Raw genomic sequence first — 14,876 nt, forward strand, 5'->3', positions numbered from 1 at the left:
TATTCAGACAACAAGCATTCAAATTTGGGTAATACAGTATTTCGTTTTTTGCCATTTTATTAAGACCTTGGGCACCTATGTCAGACTTTCGCTTAGAAGTTTTTTATACCGTAGCTAAACGGCTTAGTTTTACTAAAGCTGCGGCTGCTTTATTCATCACCCAGCCTGCAGTAACCAAGCATATTTATGAATTGGAGCAGCAATATGACAATAAGCTTTTTGAGCGTAAAGGAAATAAAATTCAGCTGACTCCGGCCGGAGAACTATTACTCAGTCATACGGAATCATTATTTGATATCTACCGGAATATTGATTTTGATATGAATGCACTTGTTCATAAAAAAGAGGGGATTTTAGCAATGGGGGCCAGTACTACAGTTTCCCATTATGTAATTGCACCAATTCTTGCCAGTTTCAGGAAAAAATTCAGCGCCATAGCTATCAACCTGATTAATGGAAATACGGAACAGATTGAGAAAGCTTTACTGGATAAAGAAATTCAGCTTGGAATTATCGAAGGAAGATCTAAACATCAGGAAATCAGTTATACAGAGTTTATCAGGGATGAAATTGTGTTGGTATGCGGTCAGCATCATCCATTGGTGAAAAAATCTGAACTGAGTAAAGAATTATTACTGGAGAATTCCTTTGTGATGCGTGAACAGGGGTCAGGCACGCTTGAAGTTATAGACTATGCTTTAAAAGAGATCGGGATGCGGGTATCTGATCTTAAAGTAGAAATACACCTTGGAAGTACTGAAAGTATCAAATCATACTTGATGCACTCCAACTGCCTGGCTTTTGTATCTGTACATGCGCTGACCAATGAACTTCAGCGTGGAACTTTAAGAGTGATTGACGTAGCCGGACTGGATATAGAACGTCATTTCTATTTTATCCATCTTCAGGGTAAACTGGATGGCTTATCGGAAGTTTTTTTGCGCCACGCACGTTTAACCCATAACTTGAAGTAATGGCGGATTAATATTCGCAATTTGATCTGCGGGGCCATCAGGGGCATCTTTGTGCTATAAATAACAAAGATTATGTCATTGAATTTGAATACCCGTAAAATTATATTTATTGTTGCTGCACTCTTTTGTCTGCTACCTTTGATGTCTCCTCCGCTGGCCCTTTTGCTAGGTCTTGCAATTGCACAGCTCATAGAACATCCGTTTATTAATTTCAATCATAAAGCGACTAACTGGTTGCTTAAACTAGCTGTAATCGGACTGGGGTTTGGAATGAACCTGTCATTTGCACTAAAAGCTGGCCAGGAAGGCTTATTATTTACAGTCGCTTCAATTTTTGGCGTGCTCACATTGGGCTTCATCCTGGGTAAGGTTTTTAAGACTGAACGTAAAACCTCTTTTTTAATCTCTGCTGGTACGGCTATTTGCGGAGGAAGTGCTATTGCAGCCTTATCTCCGGTGATGAAAGCTGGTGAAAAAGAAATTTCTGCGGCATTAGGGATCGTATTTATATTGAATTCTGCTGCTTTATTTATATTTCCGGGAATAGGACATGCTTTGAATTTGTCACAAAGCCAGTTTGGGATCTGGTGCGCCATAGCGATCCATGATACCAGCTCTGTAGTTGGGGCAGCCAGTAAATATGGAGAGCAGGCTTTACAGATCGCCACCACTGTTAAACTGGCAAGGGCGTTATGGATTATCCCTGTAGCTTTTTGCACTGCTTTTATCTTTAAAAGTGACCAGAAGAAAGTTAAAATACCCTATTTCATCGGATTATTTATAATGGCGATGCTTGCAAATACTTATTTGCCTTTCCTTAAACCTTTCGCTCCTTATGCGGTAAGCGTGGCTAAAACAGGGTTGACACTAACCTTATTTTTGATAGGAAGCGGCTTATCATTTAAGGTCATTAAAACTGTTGGAGTCAAGCCTTTTCTTCAGGGAGCCATCTTATGGATAGCTATTTCTTCAGTTTCACTATGGGCAATTCTGCTTTTAGCTTAGGGGTTGAATTCTGATAACAATTTTTGCGCAAACGTTTGATAAGCTCCTGTAAGATAATGTGCTATGTTTTTAAGATGTGTATATGCTAAGTTATGCTCAGTTTTAAAACGATTGATGATGGTTTTGTAAGCTGTAAATGCTGACTTATAGGTATTCTAAAAGGTATTTGCAATATGAACTGGAAGAATGAACTTATTATTTGATAATTATACTGGCAGTAAGTCAAACGTTTGTGTATCATTTAATAGGCTTGGTTTTTTCGGATATCTATAGATTACAATTGTATAAAGCATTGTGCTTGAATACAATATCTTAACCTAACCGAAAAACACTATGAAAAGAAAACTATTATTATTAATTCCGGTACTGATCAGCTTCATGGCTTGTAAAAAAGCAATAGATCCTTCAGGTGGTGGTACTACGCCGGTAGATGTAGTAACCACTGCTGATGGTTATAGCAGTGATCATGTCCATAACCTTAACCTGGTCTATTTTATACCAAATGATTTAGATACCCTGCCTGGTTATCAAAAGCGTTTAAGTGACCTGATGCTTTGGGGACAGAAATTCTATAAAGATGAAATGGCCCGTAATGGGTATGCAGATAAAACTTTTGGCTTGTTTACCAGCCCGACTAAAGGGGTGAAAATTACAGTGATCAGGGGGACCAAACCAAAAAGCAGTTATCCTTATTCTGGGGGAAATGGGGCTGTTGCACAAGAGATTAATGCTTATTTCACCGCACATCCCGCAGAAAATACCAGCGCACATACTTTGGTAATTATACCGCGTTATGAATTTAAAGCAGACGGAACACCAAGCGGAGGGCCATTTTATGGAACTGGAAAGTGGTGTTATGCACTTGATTATGAGGGTATGGATATTAAAAACCTGGGTAAAACGGATGCAGATGGTAAACGTTTCAGTGTTTGGTTTGGCGGAATGATGCATGAATTAGGACATGGTTTGAATTTACCGCACAACTGTCAGAAAGTATCGGAAAATGCAACGCTTGGCATGGCATTAATGTGGGCCGGTAATGGTACGTTAGGGATTTCCCCGACTTTTTTAACTGCTACAGATGCAGCGATATTAAATGTAAATCAAGTCTTTAATAAGGGTGATAAAGCTTCTTACGGTGCGGTTAAGGCATCAATCAGTAAGATTCATGCAAAATATGATCCTTCGAAATCATCGATTGTTGTTTCCGGCCGGTTTACTTCAGATGTGAAAGTAAACAGTGTGGTTTATTATAATGACCCGAATGTAAACAATGAAGGGATTGGCGTAAATAAGGATTATAACGCCACTACCTGGGAATCTAAAGCGATCGGGGTGGATAGTTTTTATGTGGAAATGCCAATTTCAGAGCTTAAATACAAGGATGGCAATCCATATGAATTGAAAGTTAAACTAGTTCATGACAATGGTAATGTCACAGAAACAATTTATAATTATGACTTTGTAAATGGTATTCCGGTACTGAACTTCAGCAGCAGAGATGAATTTAGCAAAACTGGCTGGAACGTATTGAATGTAAGCTCACAGGAGACCGCCGAAGAAGATGGTAAAGCTGCGAATCTGATTGACGGGGTGATCAATACCTATTGGCATTCACAATATTCAGGTACTACTGCTGTTTATCCGCATTCGTTTACCATAGATATGGCTGCTGCTAAACAAGTAACCGGGATTAGTCTTACCCAAAGAAACGGTTTACAAAGAGCTATTAAGGATTTTGAGATCCAGTATAGTACGGACGGTTCAAGTTTTGTTTCGGCAGGATCTTATGTGCTGGCTAATGTAAATGGGTCACAGTACATTAATTTGCCTGCTAAACAGACTTTCCGCTACTTTAAAATTATAGCGAAATCTTCTTATGACGGACAATCTTTTGCTGCTTTGTCTGAAGCAGGTGCATTTTAGTCGTTATCTGCTATAGTTAAAGCCCCTGACCCAAAGAATCAGGGGCTTTTTGCTAAAAAATTCCTTTTTTATGATGTGCAAGCGTAGCTGTTTGGGCTGGTGTGATACCAAAGTGATCCTGAACAAGTTGTGCTGGATTTGCACTTAACCAATCATTCAGTGAAATTTCCTGATATTCCGGGGCATTAAATAATATAATTAATTTAAGCGTTTCTGTACCCGTATTTTCTATGTAATGGCCGTAACCTTGTTTAATAAAGGACACCATCCCTTTTTTATAAGGCATTGTTTTGACACGTCCATGTGAACCAAAAATACTGAGGTTTCCTTTTCCGCTCATTACATATTGCCATTCATCGGCGTTTGGATGCCAGTGAAGTTCGCGGATCGCACCTGGTTCAATATCCATACGTAAGGCAGTCAGCGTAGTTTGGATCGGGAACTCTTTAGAAGAAACTTTTCTTGTAAAACCGCCTGCAAATTGTTGAAATACGCCGTCTTTTTCCATACGGAACTTATGAGCAGAACTGCTGGTTGGGATATTCGGATCTAAGTTTTGTGGTCTTGGTGCTGTAGCTATTTTTCCGGTACCGATGTAAAGTTCTTTATGTGGGAAAGCGGCAAATGTACTTGCTGATAATCCTGAGTTACGGGCCATAATTTCCGGAGAGATGTGGCTGATCCAATCTGTGGAGCTAAAGGTTCCAAATTCAGAAAAATGACCATTGTCAAAACCCAGCAGGAATAAACAATGCTCGTCTCCTAAACATTGTAAGCAGTGTCCATGGCCTTTTGGGAAATACCAGATGTCGCCTTTTTCAAAGTCATCGGTTGATGTTGTCCCGTCAGGAGAAACGACTGTTGTGCGTACTTTACCTTCTAAGATATAAGCCCATTCTGCTGCGATGGAGTGCCAGTGCAATTCACGGAAGCTACCTGGATTTAACCGCATAATTACGGCCGCTATACTTTGTGAAACTGGAAATTCTTCGACAGTGGCTTCTTTGGCAGTTCCACCAGTGCCTGTCCAGCCTGTACTTCCATTTTCAATGTCATAAACAAAATCTTCCAATTCTGCCTGTGGACCTTCGGGTCCTTTTTTTACCGGTGATTTTACTGCTGCATCAGCCTTTTGAGGGATTAATAAATTCAGGCTTGTTGCAGCTGTTACTAAACCAAAGGTGGATAAAGATGCTGCGGAAATGAATCCACGTCTTGTAGTTGCCATAATTTTTAGATTAATATGAAGCAAATATATAATGCATAAATGGTATTTTAAAATAAAACATCATATGTTTATTTTAACATCATATGTTTGTGGTAAACGTCGTTATAGTCATGGTGAACTTGAATTTGAGGTTTAATACTGTTTTTATTGCTTTGCAGAAGTTAAAAATGGGATAGATGTATATGATGTTTGAAAGAAACATCGTATGTTTGTGACAAAGCAATTATTTTGAGCAACTCCATCAAACTTTACGAGAAAGTAATTAACCTGATCAAAGAGGATATCTCTCAGGGAAAGTATAAAGCGGGTGAGAAAATCCCTGCTGAACCTGAGCTGATGAAATTATATAGTGTAGGACGGTCTAGTATCAGGGAAGCGATTAAGACTCTAGCCATTTCCGGGATACTGAAGGTGCAGCAAGGGTCGGGTACTTTTGTGAACACGAGTTTCCAGGAAGTGAGTATCGAACAAAGGTTAAGGCGTGCTGATTTTGATGATGTAAATGCGGTAAGGCGGTTGCTGGAGAAAGAAATCGTAAAACTGGCAACACAGAACCGCACTGAGGAACAGCTTAAAGAAATTGAACTGGCTTTGGGGAACCGTAAGTTGGCTATTGAAGAAGAAGACTCTCAGCGCTGTGCAGATGCGGATATTGCCTTTCACACGGCTATTGCCCAGGCTTCTTCAAATCCTGTATTGTCTGATCTGTATTATAGTTTTACGCTGATCATGCGTAATTTCTTTGCAGCCCGTGAGAAACAGGGGATCAGTCGTTTTGCAATGAATCATCATTTGCATGAGCAGCTGTTTAAAGCCATTAAGAGTAAGAAGTTAAGTCAGTCACAATCAGTTCTTCAAAAGATTTTGGATAATAACTATTAGGGCGGTTCAAAAAAAGCCTGCTAAAATGATAGCAGGCCCGGTTAAATTGGTGGTTGTGAATTTCTTAAGTTGATAGTAGCAGGAATTATTGTTTAAATGAAGATGATTGTTGTTGAAATGAAGACAGTTATTGGGCTGCGTCTGCATAAGTAGAAGCAATACGTATTTTCTTTACTACATGTGTAACCTTTGCAGTGTCACCACCATATACTCCCCATTTCGGGTCACAGAAATCACTGTCAAGTGTTCTGCATTTTAATCTTTTATTTCCATTTGTAAAAGTCTGCTGAACGCCATTGTACCAGAATTCTATGAAACCAACAGAGGGATCTTTAGATACTTTCATCCGGATTACAAATTGCTGCCAGGTTCCTGTAGCTAAGGCGATAGACCAGGGAACTGTTGCAGTATGACTTTCATCAAAATGTTGTAATTCCAATTTACCATTAAGTGTACGGAGCATTAATGGGTGATTTGCACTTGCTTTAGAGGTAGGGTAAGCTTTCCATTGAAATATAGCTTCCGTTTTTAAAGAGACTGGCATGTATATTTTGCTCGTCCAGCCTATATAAATATCTGATCCTTCTGCGGCCTGGTAATTTTTTGCACCATGGCCTTCAGCACGATGACTGCCTATAGGCTTTAAAAAGTTCCAGCAGAGCGTTCCTGTTTCATCGTTGACAGTAGTTACAGAACCTTCTTGTTCTACATTGATTTCTTTCCATACACTACTGCTGCCATTGGTTGCATCTCCATTAAATAACACAGCCAGCGGATTGACAGCATTGATTTGCGTACCGGAATTATTCAGGTCTTGATTCTGGTTGGTGCTGTCGGTTTGTTTTTTACAGTTGGTTAGAAAAAAAACAGCACTCATAGCCATCGTAATTACAGTAATTCTTGTTTTTCTCATGAGATAATATGTTTAATATTTATATGATTTTAGGATAGATTCTGAATTTAACAGGCTAATTGATTAACTAAATAAACTTTAAGTGAATGTAAGTAAAAATATTATATGATTTTTGATAATTAAATTTATTAGTTTGTTTCGTTGAAATAGATAAGTTTTATTCGTTTTTACAGGTAAATAAAATGGGTAATTGCTATATTTAATAATAGATAGCCCCTGTAGTAAAGAAAAAGAATAATGAAAGTAAATCAGCTATTATTAACTTTTATAGTGTTCCTGTTAAGTACAGCTATCTATGCGCAGCAGCCGATGATTTCTAAAAAGCAAAGTACTGATTTTAAGAAACTGGAATGGCTGCTTGGTAAATGGAACCGCACTAATGGAAAGCCCGGACAAATTACGACCGAAGAATGGGTAAAGGAGTCTGCTTTCAAACTTAAAGGGATGGGGGTGATGCGCAAAGGAGCAGATACGGCTTTTGTAGAAAAAATGACATTGCTGGTTAAAGACAATGCCATTTTTTTTGTGGCTGATGTGAAAGAGAACAATGGACTGGTCTATTTTAAATTGACTACCATCACTTCCAATGGTTTTACCTGTGAAAACCCTGAACATGATTTTCCTAAGAAAATTGTTTACAAGTTAGCAGGTAAAGATTTACAGGCAACGATATCGGGAAATGGAAAAAGTATTGATTACTCTTTTGCGAGGTTGTAAATCCTGTTATTTGATAAATAATTCCTGATATGCCCGGTCTGCTGTACTCAGTTGGACCTTAGCTTCAAATGCTTGTGCTTTTTTGGTTGTCGGGAACCAGTTTCTATCCGGGGTAACCAGGATCAGTAGTCCGTTTTCATCACCGATAACTGCAAAGTTTTCAGTTTTGGGTTGTTTAACATAGTAATCAAGCCCATATTGACTAATTAATTCTTCTGCTGTTGAATGCACATCACTGGTCACGATACCAATTTCACTAACATATAATATCGAATTGCTGTCAAATGCAACATCGGATTGATGATCAGTATCAAAACGGCAGATCAACTCAAGCAGGTTTCCATTGTTATCATAAAAATAGAATGATTTTGCATTCCAGGCTTCAAAAGAAGAAAATTGGCTATCATCCGTTACTGGTAATACCGTCGTTCTTTGCTCAAGCCATTTAAAAGCTTCTTCCAGCTTATTATTTGGGATATCAAATGCAAGATGATAATTAGGGCGTTCAACCGTCGATGTTTGAAAAGATACTTTTGTCGTACCAATCAAAAAAGATACTTCATTTTCATTTTTTGAATTAGTTTTAATGTTAAGTACATTGTTGTAAAACTGTTCGGTTTCTATAATATTATTGCTTAGCAATTCAATCGCTTCAATCTTCATAAAAAGGGTTTTAAAATGATAGCCCTGTTTAAAATAGGGCTGTTATACTCAATATAGCCTTAAATCTTTAAATAAGGCCATATTGAGCAAACTGAAATGCGATGTTGACAATCGTATTATTATTAAGTGATGATTAAGCTGCTGACTGCTAAGATTAGCCCCGGCTATCCATTGATTTTATTTTAAAATTGTCGCAATCTTCGATTTTAATGGAATATTGCTGGAGTCTAATCCCGGGGTCTGACCGTGCATATCAAAGGCAATTTTAACCTGCGGCCCGAAAAACAAGCAATGCGTAGAACCCCCGAAATGGAACATTCCTAACTGCTCGCCTTTTTTAACATGCTGACCTTCATAAACGGTGATCTGACAAGAAGATACTTCTGCCATTCCAACCGGCATAATACACATCAGGCCAATAGCAGGGTTATCTGCTTCTATAAAAATCAATGCTCTGGTGGCAAGTTCAGTGATATAACCCTGAGATTCATTCGGGCCGGATGGGTCATAACCTTCCGATAGCGCTTCGGCATAATAGGTGCCATCTACTACATAAGCTTTTACTATTTTTCCACTTACCGGACTATGCCAGCGGTGATAGCTTAAAGCACTTAAAAAGGCCTGGTAGATAGTGCCTCCAACAAATTTATCCAGTAGCGGATCGTTGGCCATCATGTGTTCCAATGAATAAGGCTGGGCTTTTATCCAGAATTTATCATGTTTTTTGACTTTTTCTGCAATCCTGTATGGGGCAGATTCACACGCGTTTGCAATGATATTGTCGTCTTCAGGGCTGGCCACCGGACGCTGACCTTCTCTGAATTCCCTGGTGAAAAAATCATCCCATGATTTAAATCCATGATGAGGCTGGGCAGGATCACAGATAAATTCCTGATCGAAGTCTGGCATTGCTTTTTTTGCATCAGCGCCAAACCATCCGCTTTTTGGATCTTTACTCAATACATATTTTGAATCTGCTGAGCATAGAAAAATCCCCCATTCATTCAGTATCCTTTTGAATTGCCAGTTCACTTTTTCATTTAAAAAAGCGGCATATCCGGCAGTAGTGCCCATAGACCAGTCCAGAATCGCATTGATCGGAAAACCAACCAGTCCTGTTTCGTTAAACTCTGGTGCTTTGGTCATTATTCTATTCATCAGCCTTAACATCAAATGATAGTCCCTGACCTGAGGCCCGCCTGCGGGGTTCTTATTATAAGGTGGTTTACGTGGTACTTCTGAGAACATCAGGTGGAACCACATAAATACTTCCGGATCGTCTTCTATGAGTTCCTTTAACTCTTCAATTACAGGCAATAAAGGACGCTTATCCTTTTCTACTTCTGTAATAAGATCATCTAACCATTTTTCCAGGATAGTCTGATCGGAGGGAAGCCATTTGCCAACACGGAAGGGAAGTGACTTTTCGCTAGCTGTAGTTTTCATAAATTTTGTTTTGTGCTATGAATTTAGTCAAACTCATAAAATTAAAAACGCTTGTTCATATTCATTTTTTGTTCATTTTTCAGCACGGGATAAGATGGCTGTTTAACGGTTAGTATTAAACGCGAACAGCCCCTGAATATATTCAGGGGCTGTTCGCGTTTAATACTAACCGTTAAAAGGAATATATTAATCTGCGTCAAATAAGTAGCCGCTGTAAGCAAGGCCCTTGGCAACACTTGTAAAATTGTCTCCCGAATTTACCGGGATATGAGGGAATTTGTTCTTGAAAAGAGCTTGTACACCTCCAACCAGTGAACTTCCGCCGGTCAGGAATAAACTATCAATTTCTTCTGCTTTGATATTGTTCTTTAGCATGAATTCGTCCAGATAAACACTGATCTTTTTGATGTCTTTCTCGATTACGGCAGCGTATTGTTCTTTGGAAACTTCTTCGTCGATTTCAATATCCATATTTGAATAAGTGAATTGAGAAACCGGCTCATCAGATAAAGTAATCTTTGTTTTTTCAATAGAACGAAATATAGAATAGCCCAGGTTATTATCAATCAAAGTAATCAGGTTTTTGAACTTCCTGTCTTTTTTAGAATAATGATAATAATCCTGTAAATCTTTTTGTATCCTCAGGCCATTAAAAAAATTCATTTTATCCCAGGTACAAATATTTGCAAACAGTGACATCGGAACAGTCAGGACTTTCCCGGGTGTAGCCTCATACAAAGTGTTTTTCCCGAAATAAGGCGTTCCTTTATCCCACATAAATGCAGAATCAAAGCTATCTCCGCCAATATAAATACCTCCTGAGGCAATCATATCATTTCTCCTGTCTTTGTTGCCCACATTATCCGGGTTTAATACCAGGTAAGTAAAATCTGTTGTTCCTCCACCTAAATCGGCTACCAGTACTTTTTCTTTTTTCGTAATGGTCTTCTCATAGGCAAAAGCTGCACCAATTGGCTCAAACTGGAACCGTACTTCTGTAAAACCAGCATTTTCTGCTGCTTTACTAAGTCTTGTCTGTGCCAGCGTATCTTTAGCGGTACTATCGTCGTCAAAAAATACAGGACGGCCAATCACAGCCTTCTTACAGTCAAATCCGATAATTTCATCGGCTTTGGTTTTTAAATCCTTCAGGATTAAAGCAACCAGATCTGATGCATTGTATCTTTTATTATGGATCCTGGTTTCTATAAAGCTGCTTCTTGATAAGATTTGCTTGATAGATTTGATAAATCTTCCTTTCATTCCATCGCTTAAATAAGCGTCGATTGCATTTTCACCCACTACATAGTTTAATGGCTGGGTTGCACTTTGTTCTTGCTGGAAATACAAGAGGGAAGGAACTGTTATCGTATTGATGATTTCGTTTTTTTCTTCGTCATAAATAGATAGGGCAGAATTGGTTGTTCCAAAATCAATTCCATATAGAAACTTACTCATCTCAAAAGGGGAAATATTGTTTTATATTTAATTTTTATACAGGCAATCTTCCTTCGGTCATTGATAATATGATAGAAGTGAAGAGCTTACAGGCTATGCAGATTGATATAGCCTGTTTTAGCGCGTGCAAAGGTAAAATATTAAAATAATAATTAGATTATAACCTTGTATTAATCTGTAAAGCTTGTTTTTATCTTTTCTGAAGGACATTTACAATATTAAACATCTGCTTCACATCATCAAGGTGGATATCAAAATCAGGATAAGCAACTTTATCAGGATTTAAGGAGTGGCAGGTGATGATCCCGGTTTCAGTATCATGGTTGGAGATCCTTTTTGCAATAATTCCCATCCTGCGGTGTACAATGACGTAGTCTTTAAATCTGTGGGTATGAAATTTAGAAGTCCATAAATGCTGCTGAATTTCTCTTCCGGTAGCAATACTTCCATCACTGATACTTTCTTTGGTGTTGTCGTCCATACTGTCACCAACTATTTCAAATGCTCTGTAACTGCCTTTATGATATTTGTCCACGATTATTGTATGCTTTGGTAATACTTCTAAATACTCAGGGTCTTTGTAACCGGATAAATAGCCCGCATAAGCATATTCATTAACTAAAGGTACGACCATTAAGTACTGTCCTTCTCCCAGGTCTATAAAAGGAGAGTCCGTAAATTCTAAAGGATATTGTATTTCGCCGATTGATCTGGCGTTTGGTTTTGCACTGATTGCAGTCATTTCCCCCTGACCGGTTTCCAGCCATTCTATATTTAAAGAAAATTCTTTACGTAGTGCGTTTTTAATATCTCCGGAAACCTTCACTTTGCCTCTTTCGACATCCGCGAAACTTCCCTGTTTTAATCCAGTAACCACTCCAAACTCCATCTGGGTTTTATTGAGCGATTTTCTGAATATTTTAAGTCTTTGGTTTTCAGTGTTTTCCATGATTATTTAAAGAATATTCTATTTGTGTATTGCAAATATAGAATATTCTATATTATATTTGTATCGTACAACGAAGTAAATGTACAAAAAATAGGATTACACAGGAAATAGATAATTAACAAGCATAATATCCGGGGCCGAAAACATGAGTGATTTTAGAATAGCAGAGCAGTTAACAGGAATAAATGAAGGTGGATATGTGAATGATCCGAATGATAAAGGAGGAGAAACTTATGCCGGTATTTCCAGAAATAACTGGTCGGGATGGAGAGGCTGGCTGATTATTGACGGGCTAAAAGATACAGCAGGTATTTCTGCTGCGCTGATTAACCGGAAAGCAAAAGCCAATGCGCAGTTAACTGAACTGATCTGGTCTTTTTACAAACAGAATTTCTGGGACATCAATCAGTTGAGCCTGATCCGTGATCAGCAGCTGGCCAATACAGTTTATGATTTCGGGGTGAATTCAGGAACGGTAAGAGCAGCTAAATATTTACAGGATTCGGTTAACCTGGTTTCTGCGCTGAATCTGGCCACAGATGGTATTATAGGACCTGTAACTATCCAGGCAGTGAATACAAGCGACCCAGCTAAACTTACTTTAATATATAACAGTAAAAGACAGGCTTTTTACAGTTCGATCGCAAAAGGGACACAGGCCAGGTTCCTGAAAAGTTGGTTAAGCAGGATTAAACCTTATAAAACTTAATGATCATGGAAGAAATACAAAATCCACCAACAGAAACACAAGACATGATAGACAGGAAAGCTGCATGGATTGAAAGAATGTTTGACCGGCTGTTTACTGCTGTTCAGCAGAACCCTTTTGCAACGATGCTCCTGCTTTCGGTCGCGATGAACTTCTGGCAATATAGTGCCCTGAATGAGATGAACCGGCTTCGGATAAAAGATATAACCTCATTAAATGAGAAGATCAACCTGGCTGTCGAGAAAGGGGTACAGCAGGAATTGCCTAAACAGCTTGCTCCTTATAAGGAAAAGCAGGATAGCAATAACAAGAAACTGGATACTTCTTTAATCCATTTAAATGGAACGGTAGAATCGGTCAGGAGATACATTAATGAAAATATGGAGAGATGAAAAAAATTTTAGTTCTGCTCGGATTACTGTTGCTTACTGGCGTGCTGCCAACAAGGGCTCCTCCGGAAAAAATAGAATTTATAGAAATTTCTGATTATCCGGTTAATTCCAAACTGGATAGCATTAATAATACGGTGGATGAGTTGAATGAACTTCTGAAGCAGTTGGCAAACAAACAAATTAAACAATCAACTATATAAAAAAAACAATTAAATTATGAGTCAATTCACAACGCAAGCAACAGCAGCTGCACAAGATCAAACGGGTTCCATTACTGTAAACGGCCAGGTAATTACTTACACGGTAAAAGGTAATATCATCATTTATTCAGATGGTAAAGTTGCGGCGCCTGCTATCACAAGCACAGATTTTCAAAAGGCTTATGCAACGGCAATTGTGCCGCTGGTAACCCCTCCTGTAATTCCACCAGTAGATCCTCCGGTAGATCCTGATTTCGTGAGCATAGGTACAGGTTCAGGCCAGCTGATACTGGAACCACTTGCAAACACCAATGTAAAGGTTGTTCCGGGTAATTATGATTACATCTATGTCGAAAAAGCGACTAATGTCAGAATGGATGCAACAGGAGTGGTTCTAAAAGGCGGATCTATCGATATTGGCCAGGCAGACAATTTAGAATTATGGGGAGCGTCGATTATTGACCAGTCCTACCGCGCTCTTTCTATTAAAAGCCAGAGTAATGGGATCTATCTGCATGATATCAGCTTTAAAAATGTAGGTAATTATACGATTGCTTATGAAGATAAAACGATATATGACGGTACGGACAGTACGGTTTCTAAAGACTGGAAATTTGAACGCCTTACTTTTGAAAATACTGGTTTAGCTTTTAGTGGTGGCGGTGGATTTCAGGATGCTGGAATTGAGAGTCTGATGCGAAACTTTAAATTCATTCACTGTACGGTTAAAAATTGTCCTGAAATTTCGGACGTTGTTTATCTGGGAGCAGTAGACGGCTATGAAATTGCCTGGAATACAATTGATAATGTCAATACACTGTATGATGACCCTAATGCTCCGAACGGTTATCACAATGGTCTTTTCCACGTGACTGGAAATGGTTCTTTCCATGATAATAAAATTACTAATCACCAGGGAAATGCGATCCGCGCATGGGGTGCTTCTTATGGTACTGAAACCAAAGATATATTAATCTATAACAATATTGTCTGGAACAGCTGGAAATACTCTGCTTTCGAGTTACAGGTTTTCCCGGAAATGTTTACTTACATGGAAACTTATCCTTCGAGAATGAAACCAGCTAATGCAAAAGTATATAATAATACTGCTGGTCTTTTAAACAGGTCCCATGACTGGGAAGGGGTAATGATTGACTTGTATCAAACTGGTGGTACACTGGAATTCTACAATAACCTTGGTTTTGAAATGTACAGAGAGAACCCATCGCGTCCGGTAGATGATATGATCAATATGGGCGGCCCTGAAATGATCCGCAATGAGAACAACCATTATTTCCCTTCAAACCAGCAGGCAGTAGCAGATACGGTCAATTTCGTTTCGCTTTTACCAGGTGTTGGTGCACAATAATTAAAAATCAGTTCTTCTGGTATCAGCTTTATAATATCAGCTATC

General features: G+C 38.7%; 15 protein-coding genes. 9 read left to right on the plus strand and 6 right to left on the minus strand.

Annotated features, from left to right (window positions below):
* Positions 1 to 77 precede the first annotated feature (77 nt).
* The 3 genes from HDE70_RS16840 to HDE70_RS16850 all read left to right on the plus strand — a co-directional run bounded on the left by HDE70_RS16840 (position 78) and on the right by HDE70_RS16850 (position 3,905).
* Positions 78 to 974, plus strand: coding sequence for a LysR family transcriptional regulator (locus HDE70_RS16840; RefSeq protein ID WP_183891314.1), 897 nt, complete (start codon positions 78 to 80; stop codon positions 972 to 974).
* Between the two features lie 72 nt (positions 975 to 1,046).
* Complete coding sequence (locus tag HDE70_RS16845) at positions 1,047 to 1,979, plus strand: YeiH family protein (RefSeq protein ID WP_183866372.1); 933 nt, start codon at positions 1,047 to 1,049, stop codon at positions 1,977 to 1,979.
* Positions 1,980 to 2,312: 333 nt separating this feature from the next.
* Complete coding sequence (locus tag HDE70_RS16850; protein WP_183866373.1) at positions 2,313 to 3,905, plus strand: discoidin domain-containing protein; 1,593 nt, start codon at positions 2,313 to 2,315, stop codon at positions 3,903 to 3,905.
* Positions 3,906 to 3,957: 52 nt separating this feature from the next.
* On the opposite strand, the gene HDE70_RS16855 is transcribed toward HDE70_RS16850, so the two are convergent.
* Entirely contained in the window at positions 3,958 to 5,133 is a 1,176-nt protein-coding gene (locus HDE70_RS16855; protein ID WP_183866374.1) for a cupin domain-containing protein, read from the minus strand.
* Positions 5,134 to 5,361: 228 nt separating this feature from the next.
* On the opposite strand from HDE70_RS16855, the gene HDE70_RS16860 reads away from it, so the two are divergent.
* Positions 5,362 to 6,015 (plus strand): FadR/GntR family transcriptional regulator, encoded by a 654-nt coding sequence (locus HDE70_RS16860; protein WP_183866375.1) that lies wholly within the window; start codon positions 5,362 to 5,364, stop codon positions 6,013 to 6,015.
* Positions 6,016 to 6,142: 127 nt separating this feature from the next.
* Here the strand turns inward: HDE70_RS16860 and HDE70_RS16865 are convergent, their stop codons facing one another.
* The gene (locus tag HDE70_RS16865; RefSeq protein WP_183891315.1) at positions 6,143 to 6,928 is read right to left on the minus strand and encodes a heparin lyase I family protein; all 786 of its coding nucleotides are present in this window, start codon (positions 6,926 to 6,928) and stop codon (positions 6,143 to 6,145) included.
* A gap of 237 nt (positions 6,929 to 7,165) precedes the next feature.
* Between HDE70_RS16865 and HDE70_RS16870 the strand changes: the two genes are divergently transcribed.
* Complete coding sequence (locus HDE70_RS16870; protein ID WP_183866377.1) at positions 7,166 to 7,645, plus strand: DUF6265 family protein; 480 nt, start codon at positions 7,166 to 7,168, stop codon at positions 7,643 to 7,645.
* 6 nt (positions 7,646 to 7,651) lie between these two features.
* Here the strand turns inward: HDE70_RS16870 and HDE70_RS16875 are convergent, their stop codons facing one another.
* The 4 genes from HDE70_RS16875 to HDE70_RS16890 all read right to left on the minus strand — a co-directional run bounded on the left by HDE70_RS16875 (position 7,652) and on the right by HDE70_RS16890 (position 12,161).
* Positions 7,652 to 8,308 carry a VOC family protein gene (locus tag HDE70_RS16875; RefSeq protein ID WP_183866378.1) on the minus strand — a complete coding sequence of 219 codons (657 nt, stop codon included), beginning with the start codon at positions 8,306 to 8,308 and terminating at the stop codon, positions 7,652 to 7,654.
* Between the two features lie 177 nt (positions 8,309 to 8,485).
* Entirely contained in the window at positions 8,486 to 9,754 is a 1,269-nt protein-coding gene (locus HDE70_RS16880) for a phosphatidylserine decarboxylase family protein (RefSeq protein WP_183866379.1), read from the minus strand.
* A gap of 186 nt (positions 9,755 to 9,940) precedes the next feature.
* On the minus strand, positions 9,941 to 11,212 hold the full coding sequence (locus tag HDE70_RS16885) for an Hsp70 family protein (RefSeq protein ID WP_183866380.1): 1,272 nt from the start codon (positions 11,210 to 11,212) through the stop codon (positions 9,941 to 9,943).
* A gap of 190 nt (positions 11,213 to 11,402) precedes the next feature.
* Complete coding sequence (locus tag HDE70_RS16890) at positions 11,403 to 12,161, minus strand: XRE family transcriptional regulator (RefSeq protein ID WP_183866381.1); 759 nt, start codon at positions 12,159 to 12,161, stop codon at positions 11,403 to 11,405.
* Between the two features lie 145 nt (positions 12,162 to 12,306).
* Here HDE70_RS16890 and HDE70_RS16895 point away from each other — a divergent pair, with 145 nt between their 5' ends.
* The 4 genes from HDE70_RS16895 to HDE70_RS16910 are packed head-to-tail and all read left to right on the plus strand — an operon-like array spanning position 12,307 to position 14,831.
* Positions 12,307 to 12,870, plus strand: coding sequence for a glycoside hydrolase family 108 protein (locus HDE70_RS16895; protein ID WP_183866382.1), 564 nt, complete (start codon positions 12,307 to 12,309; stop codon positions 12,868 to 12,870).
* Positions 12,871 to 12,875: 5 nt separating this feature from the next.
* The gene (locus HDE70_RS16900; protein ID WP_183866383.1) at positions 12,876 to 13,262 is read left to right on the plus strand and encodes a hypothetical protein; all 387 of its coding nucleotides are present in this window, start codon (positions 12,876 to 12,878) and stop codon (positions 13,260 to 13,262) included.
* Entirely contained in the window at positions 13,259 to 13,462 is a 204-nt protein-coding gene (locus tag HDE70_RS16905) for a hypothetical protein (protein ID WP_183866384.1), read from the plus strand. Before HDE70_RS16900 ends, HDE70_RS16905 begins: the two co-directional genes overlap by 4 nt.
* A gap of 16 nt (positions 13,463 to 13,478) precedes the next feature.
* Positions 13,479 to 14,831 (plus strand): hypothetical protein, encoded by a 1,353-nt coding sequence (locus HDE70_RS16910; RefSeq protein WP_183866385.1) that lies wholly within the window; start codon positions 13,479 to 13,481, stop codon positions 14,829 to 14,831.
* Positions 14,832 to 14,876: the final 45 nt, after the last annotated feature.

This window comes from Pedobacter cryoconitis (assembly GCF_014200595.1).
In the GTDB taxonomy this organism is placed as follows: domain Bacteria; phylum Bacteroidota; class Bacteroidia; order Sphingobacteriales; family Sphingobacteriaceae; genus Pedobacter; species Pedobacter cryoconitis_C.

What these genes read in the sequence shown, in the direction of transcription:
- HDE70_RS16840 (WP_183891314.1), top strand. Translation starts at nt 78, where the DNA reads ATGTCAGACTTTCGCTTAGAAGTTTTTTATACCGTAGCTAAACGGCTT.
- HDE70_RS16845 (WP_183866372.1), top strand. Translation starts at nt 1,047, where the DNA reads ATGTCATTGAATTTGAATACCCGTAAAATTATATTTATTGTTGCTGCA.
- HDE70_RS16850 (WP_183866373.1), top strand. Translation starts at nt 2,313, where the DNA reads ATGAAAAGAAAACTATTATTATTAATTCCGGTACTGATCAGCTTCATG.
- HDE70_RS16855 (WP_183866374.1), bottom strand. Translation starts at nt 5,133, where the DNA reads ATGGCAACTACAAGACGTGGATTCATTTCCGCAGCATCTTTATCCACC.
- HDE70_RS16865 (WP_183891315.1), bottom strand. Translation starts at nt 6,928, where the DNA reads ATGAGAAAAACAAGAATTACTGTAATTACGATGGCTATGAGTGCTGTT.
- HDE70_RS16870 (WP_183866377.1), top strand. Translation starts at nt 7,166, where the DNA reads ATGAAAGTAAATCAGCTATTATTAACTTTTATAGTGTTCCTGTTAAGT.
- HDE70_RS16875 (WP_183866378.1), bottom strand. Translation starts at nt 8,308, where the DNA reads ATGAAGATTGAAGCGATTGAATTGCTAAGCAATAATATTATAGAAACC.
- HDE70_RS16880 (WP_183866379.1), bottom strand. Translation starts at nt 9,754, where the DNA reads ATGAAAACTACAGCTAGCGAAAAGTCACTTCCCTTCCGTGTTGGCAAA.
- HDE70_RS16885 (WP_183866380.1), bottom strand. Translation starts at nt 11,212, where the DNA reads ATGAGTAAGTTTCTATATGGAATTGATTTTGGAACAACCAATTCTGCC.
- HDE70_RS16890 (WP_183866381.1), bottom strand. Translation starts at nt 12,161, where the DNA reads ATGGAAAACACTGAAAACCAAAGACTTAAAATATTCAGAAAATCGCTC.
- HDE70_RS16895 (WP_183866382.1), top strand. Translation starts at nt 12,307, where the DNA reads ATGAGTGATTTTAGAATAGCAGAGCAGTTAACAGGAATAAATGAAGGT.
- HDE70_RS16900 (WP_183866383.1), top strand. Translation starts at nt 12,876, where the DNA reads ATGGAAGAAATACAAAATCCACCAACAGAAACACAAGACATGATAGAC.
- HDE70_RS16905 (WP_183866384.1), top strand. Translation starts at nt 13,259, where the DNA reads ATGAAAAAAATTTTAGTTCTGCTCGGATTACTGTTGCTTACTGGCGTG.
- HDE70_RS16910 (WP_183866385.1), top strand. Translation starts at nt 13,479, where the DNA reads ATGAGTCAATTCACAACGCAAGCAACAGCAGCTGCACAAGATCAAACG.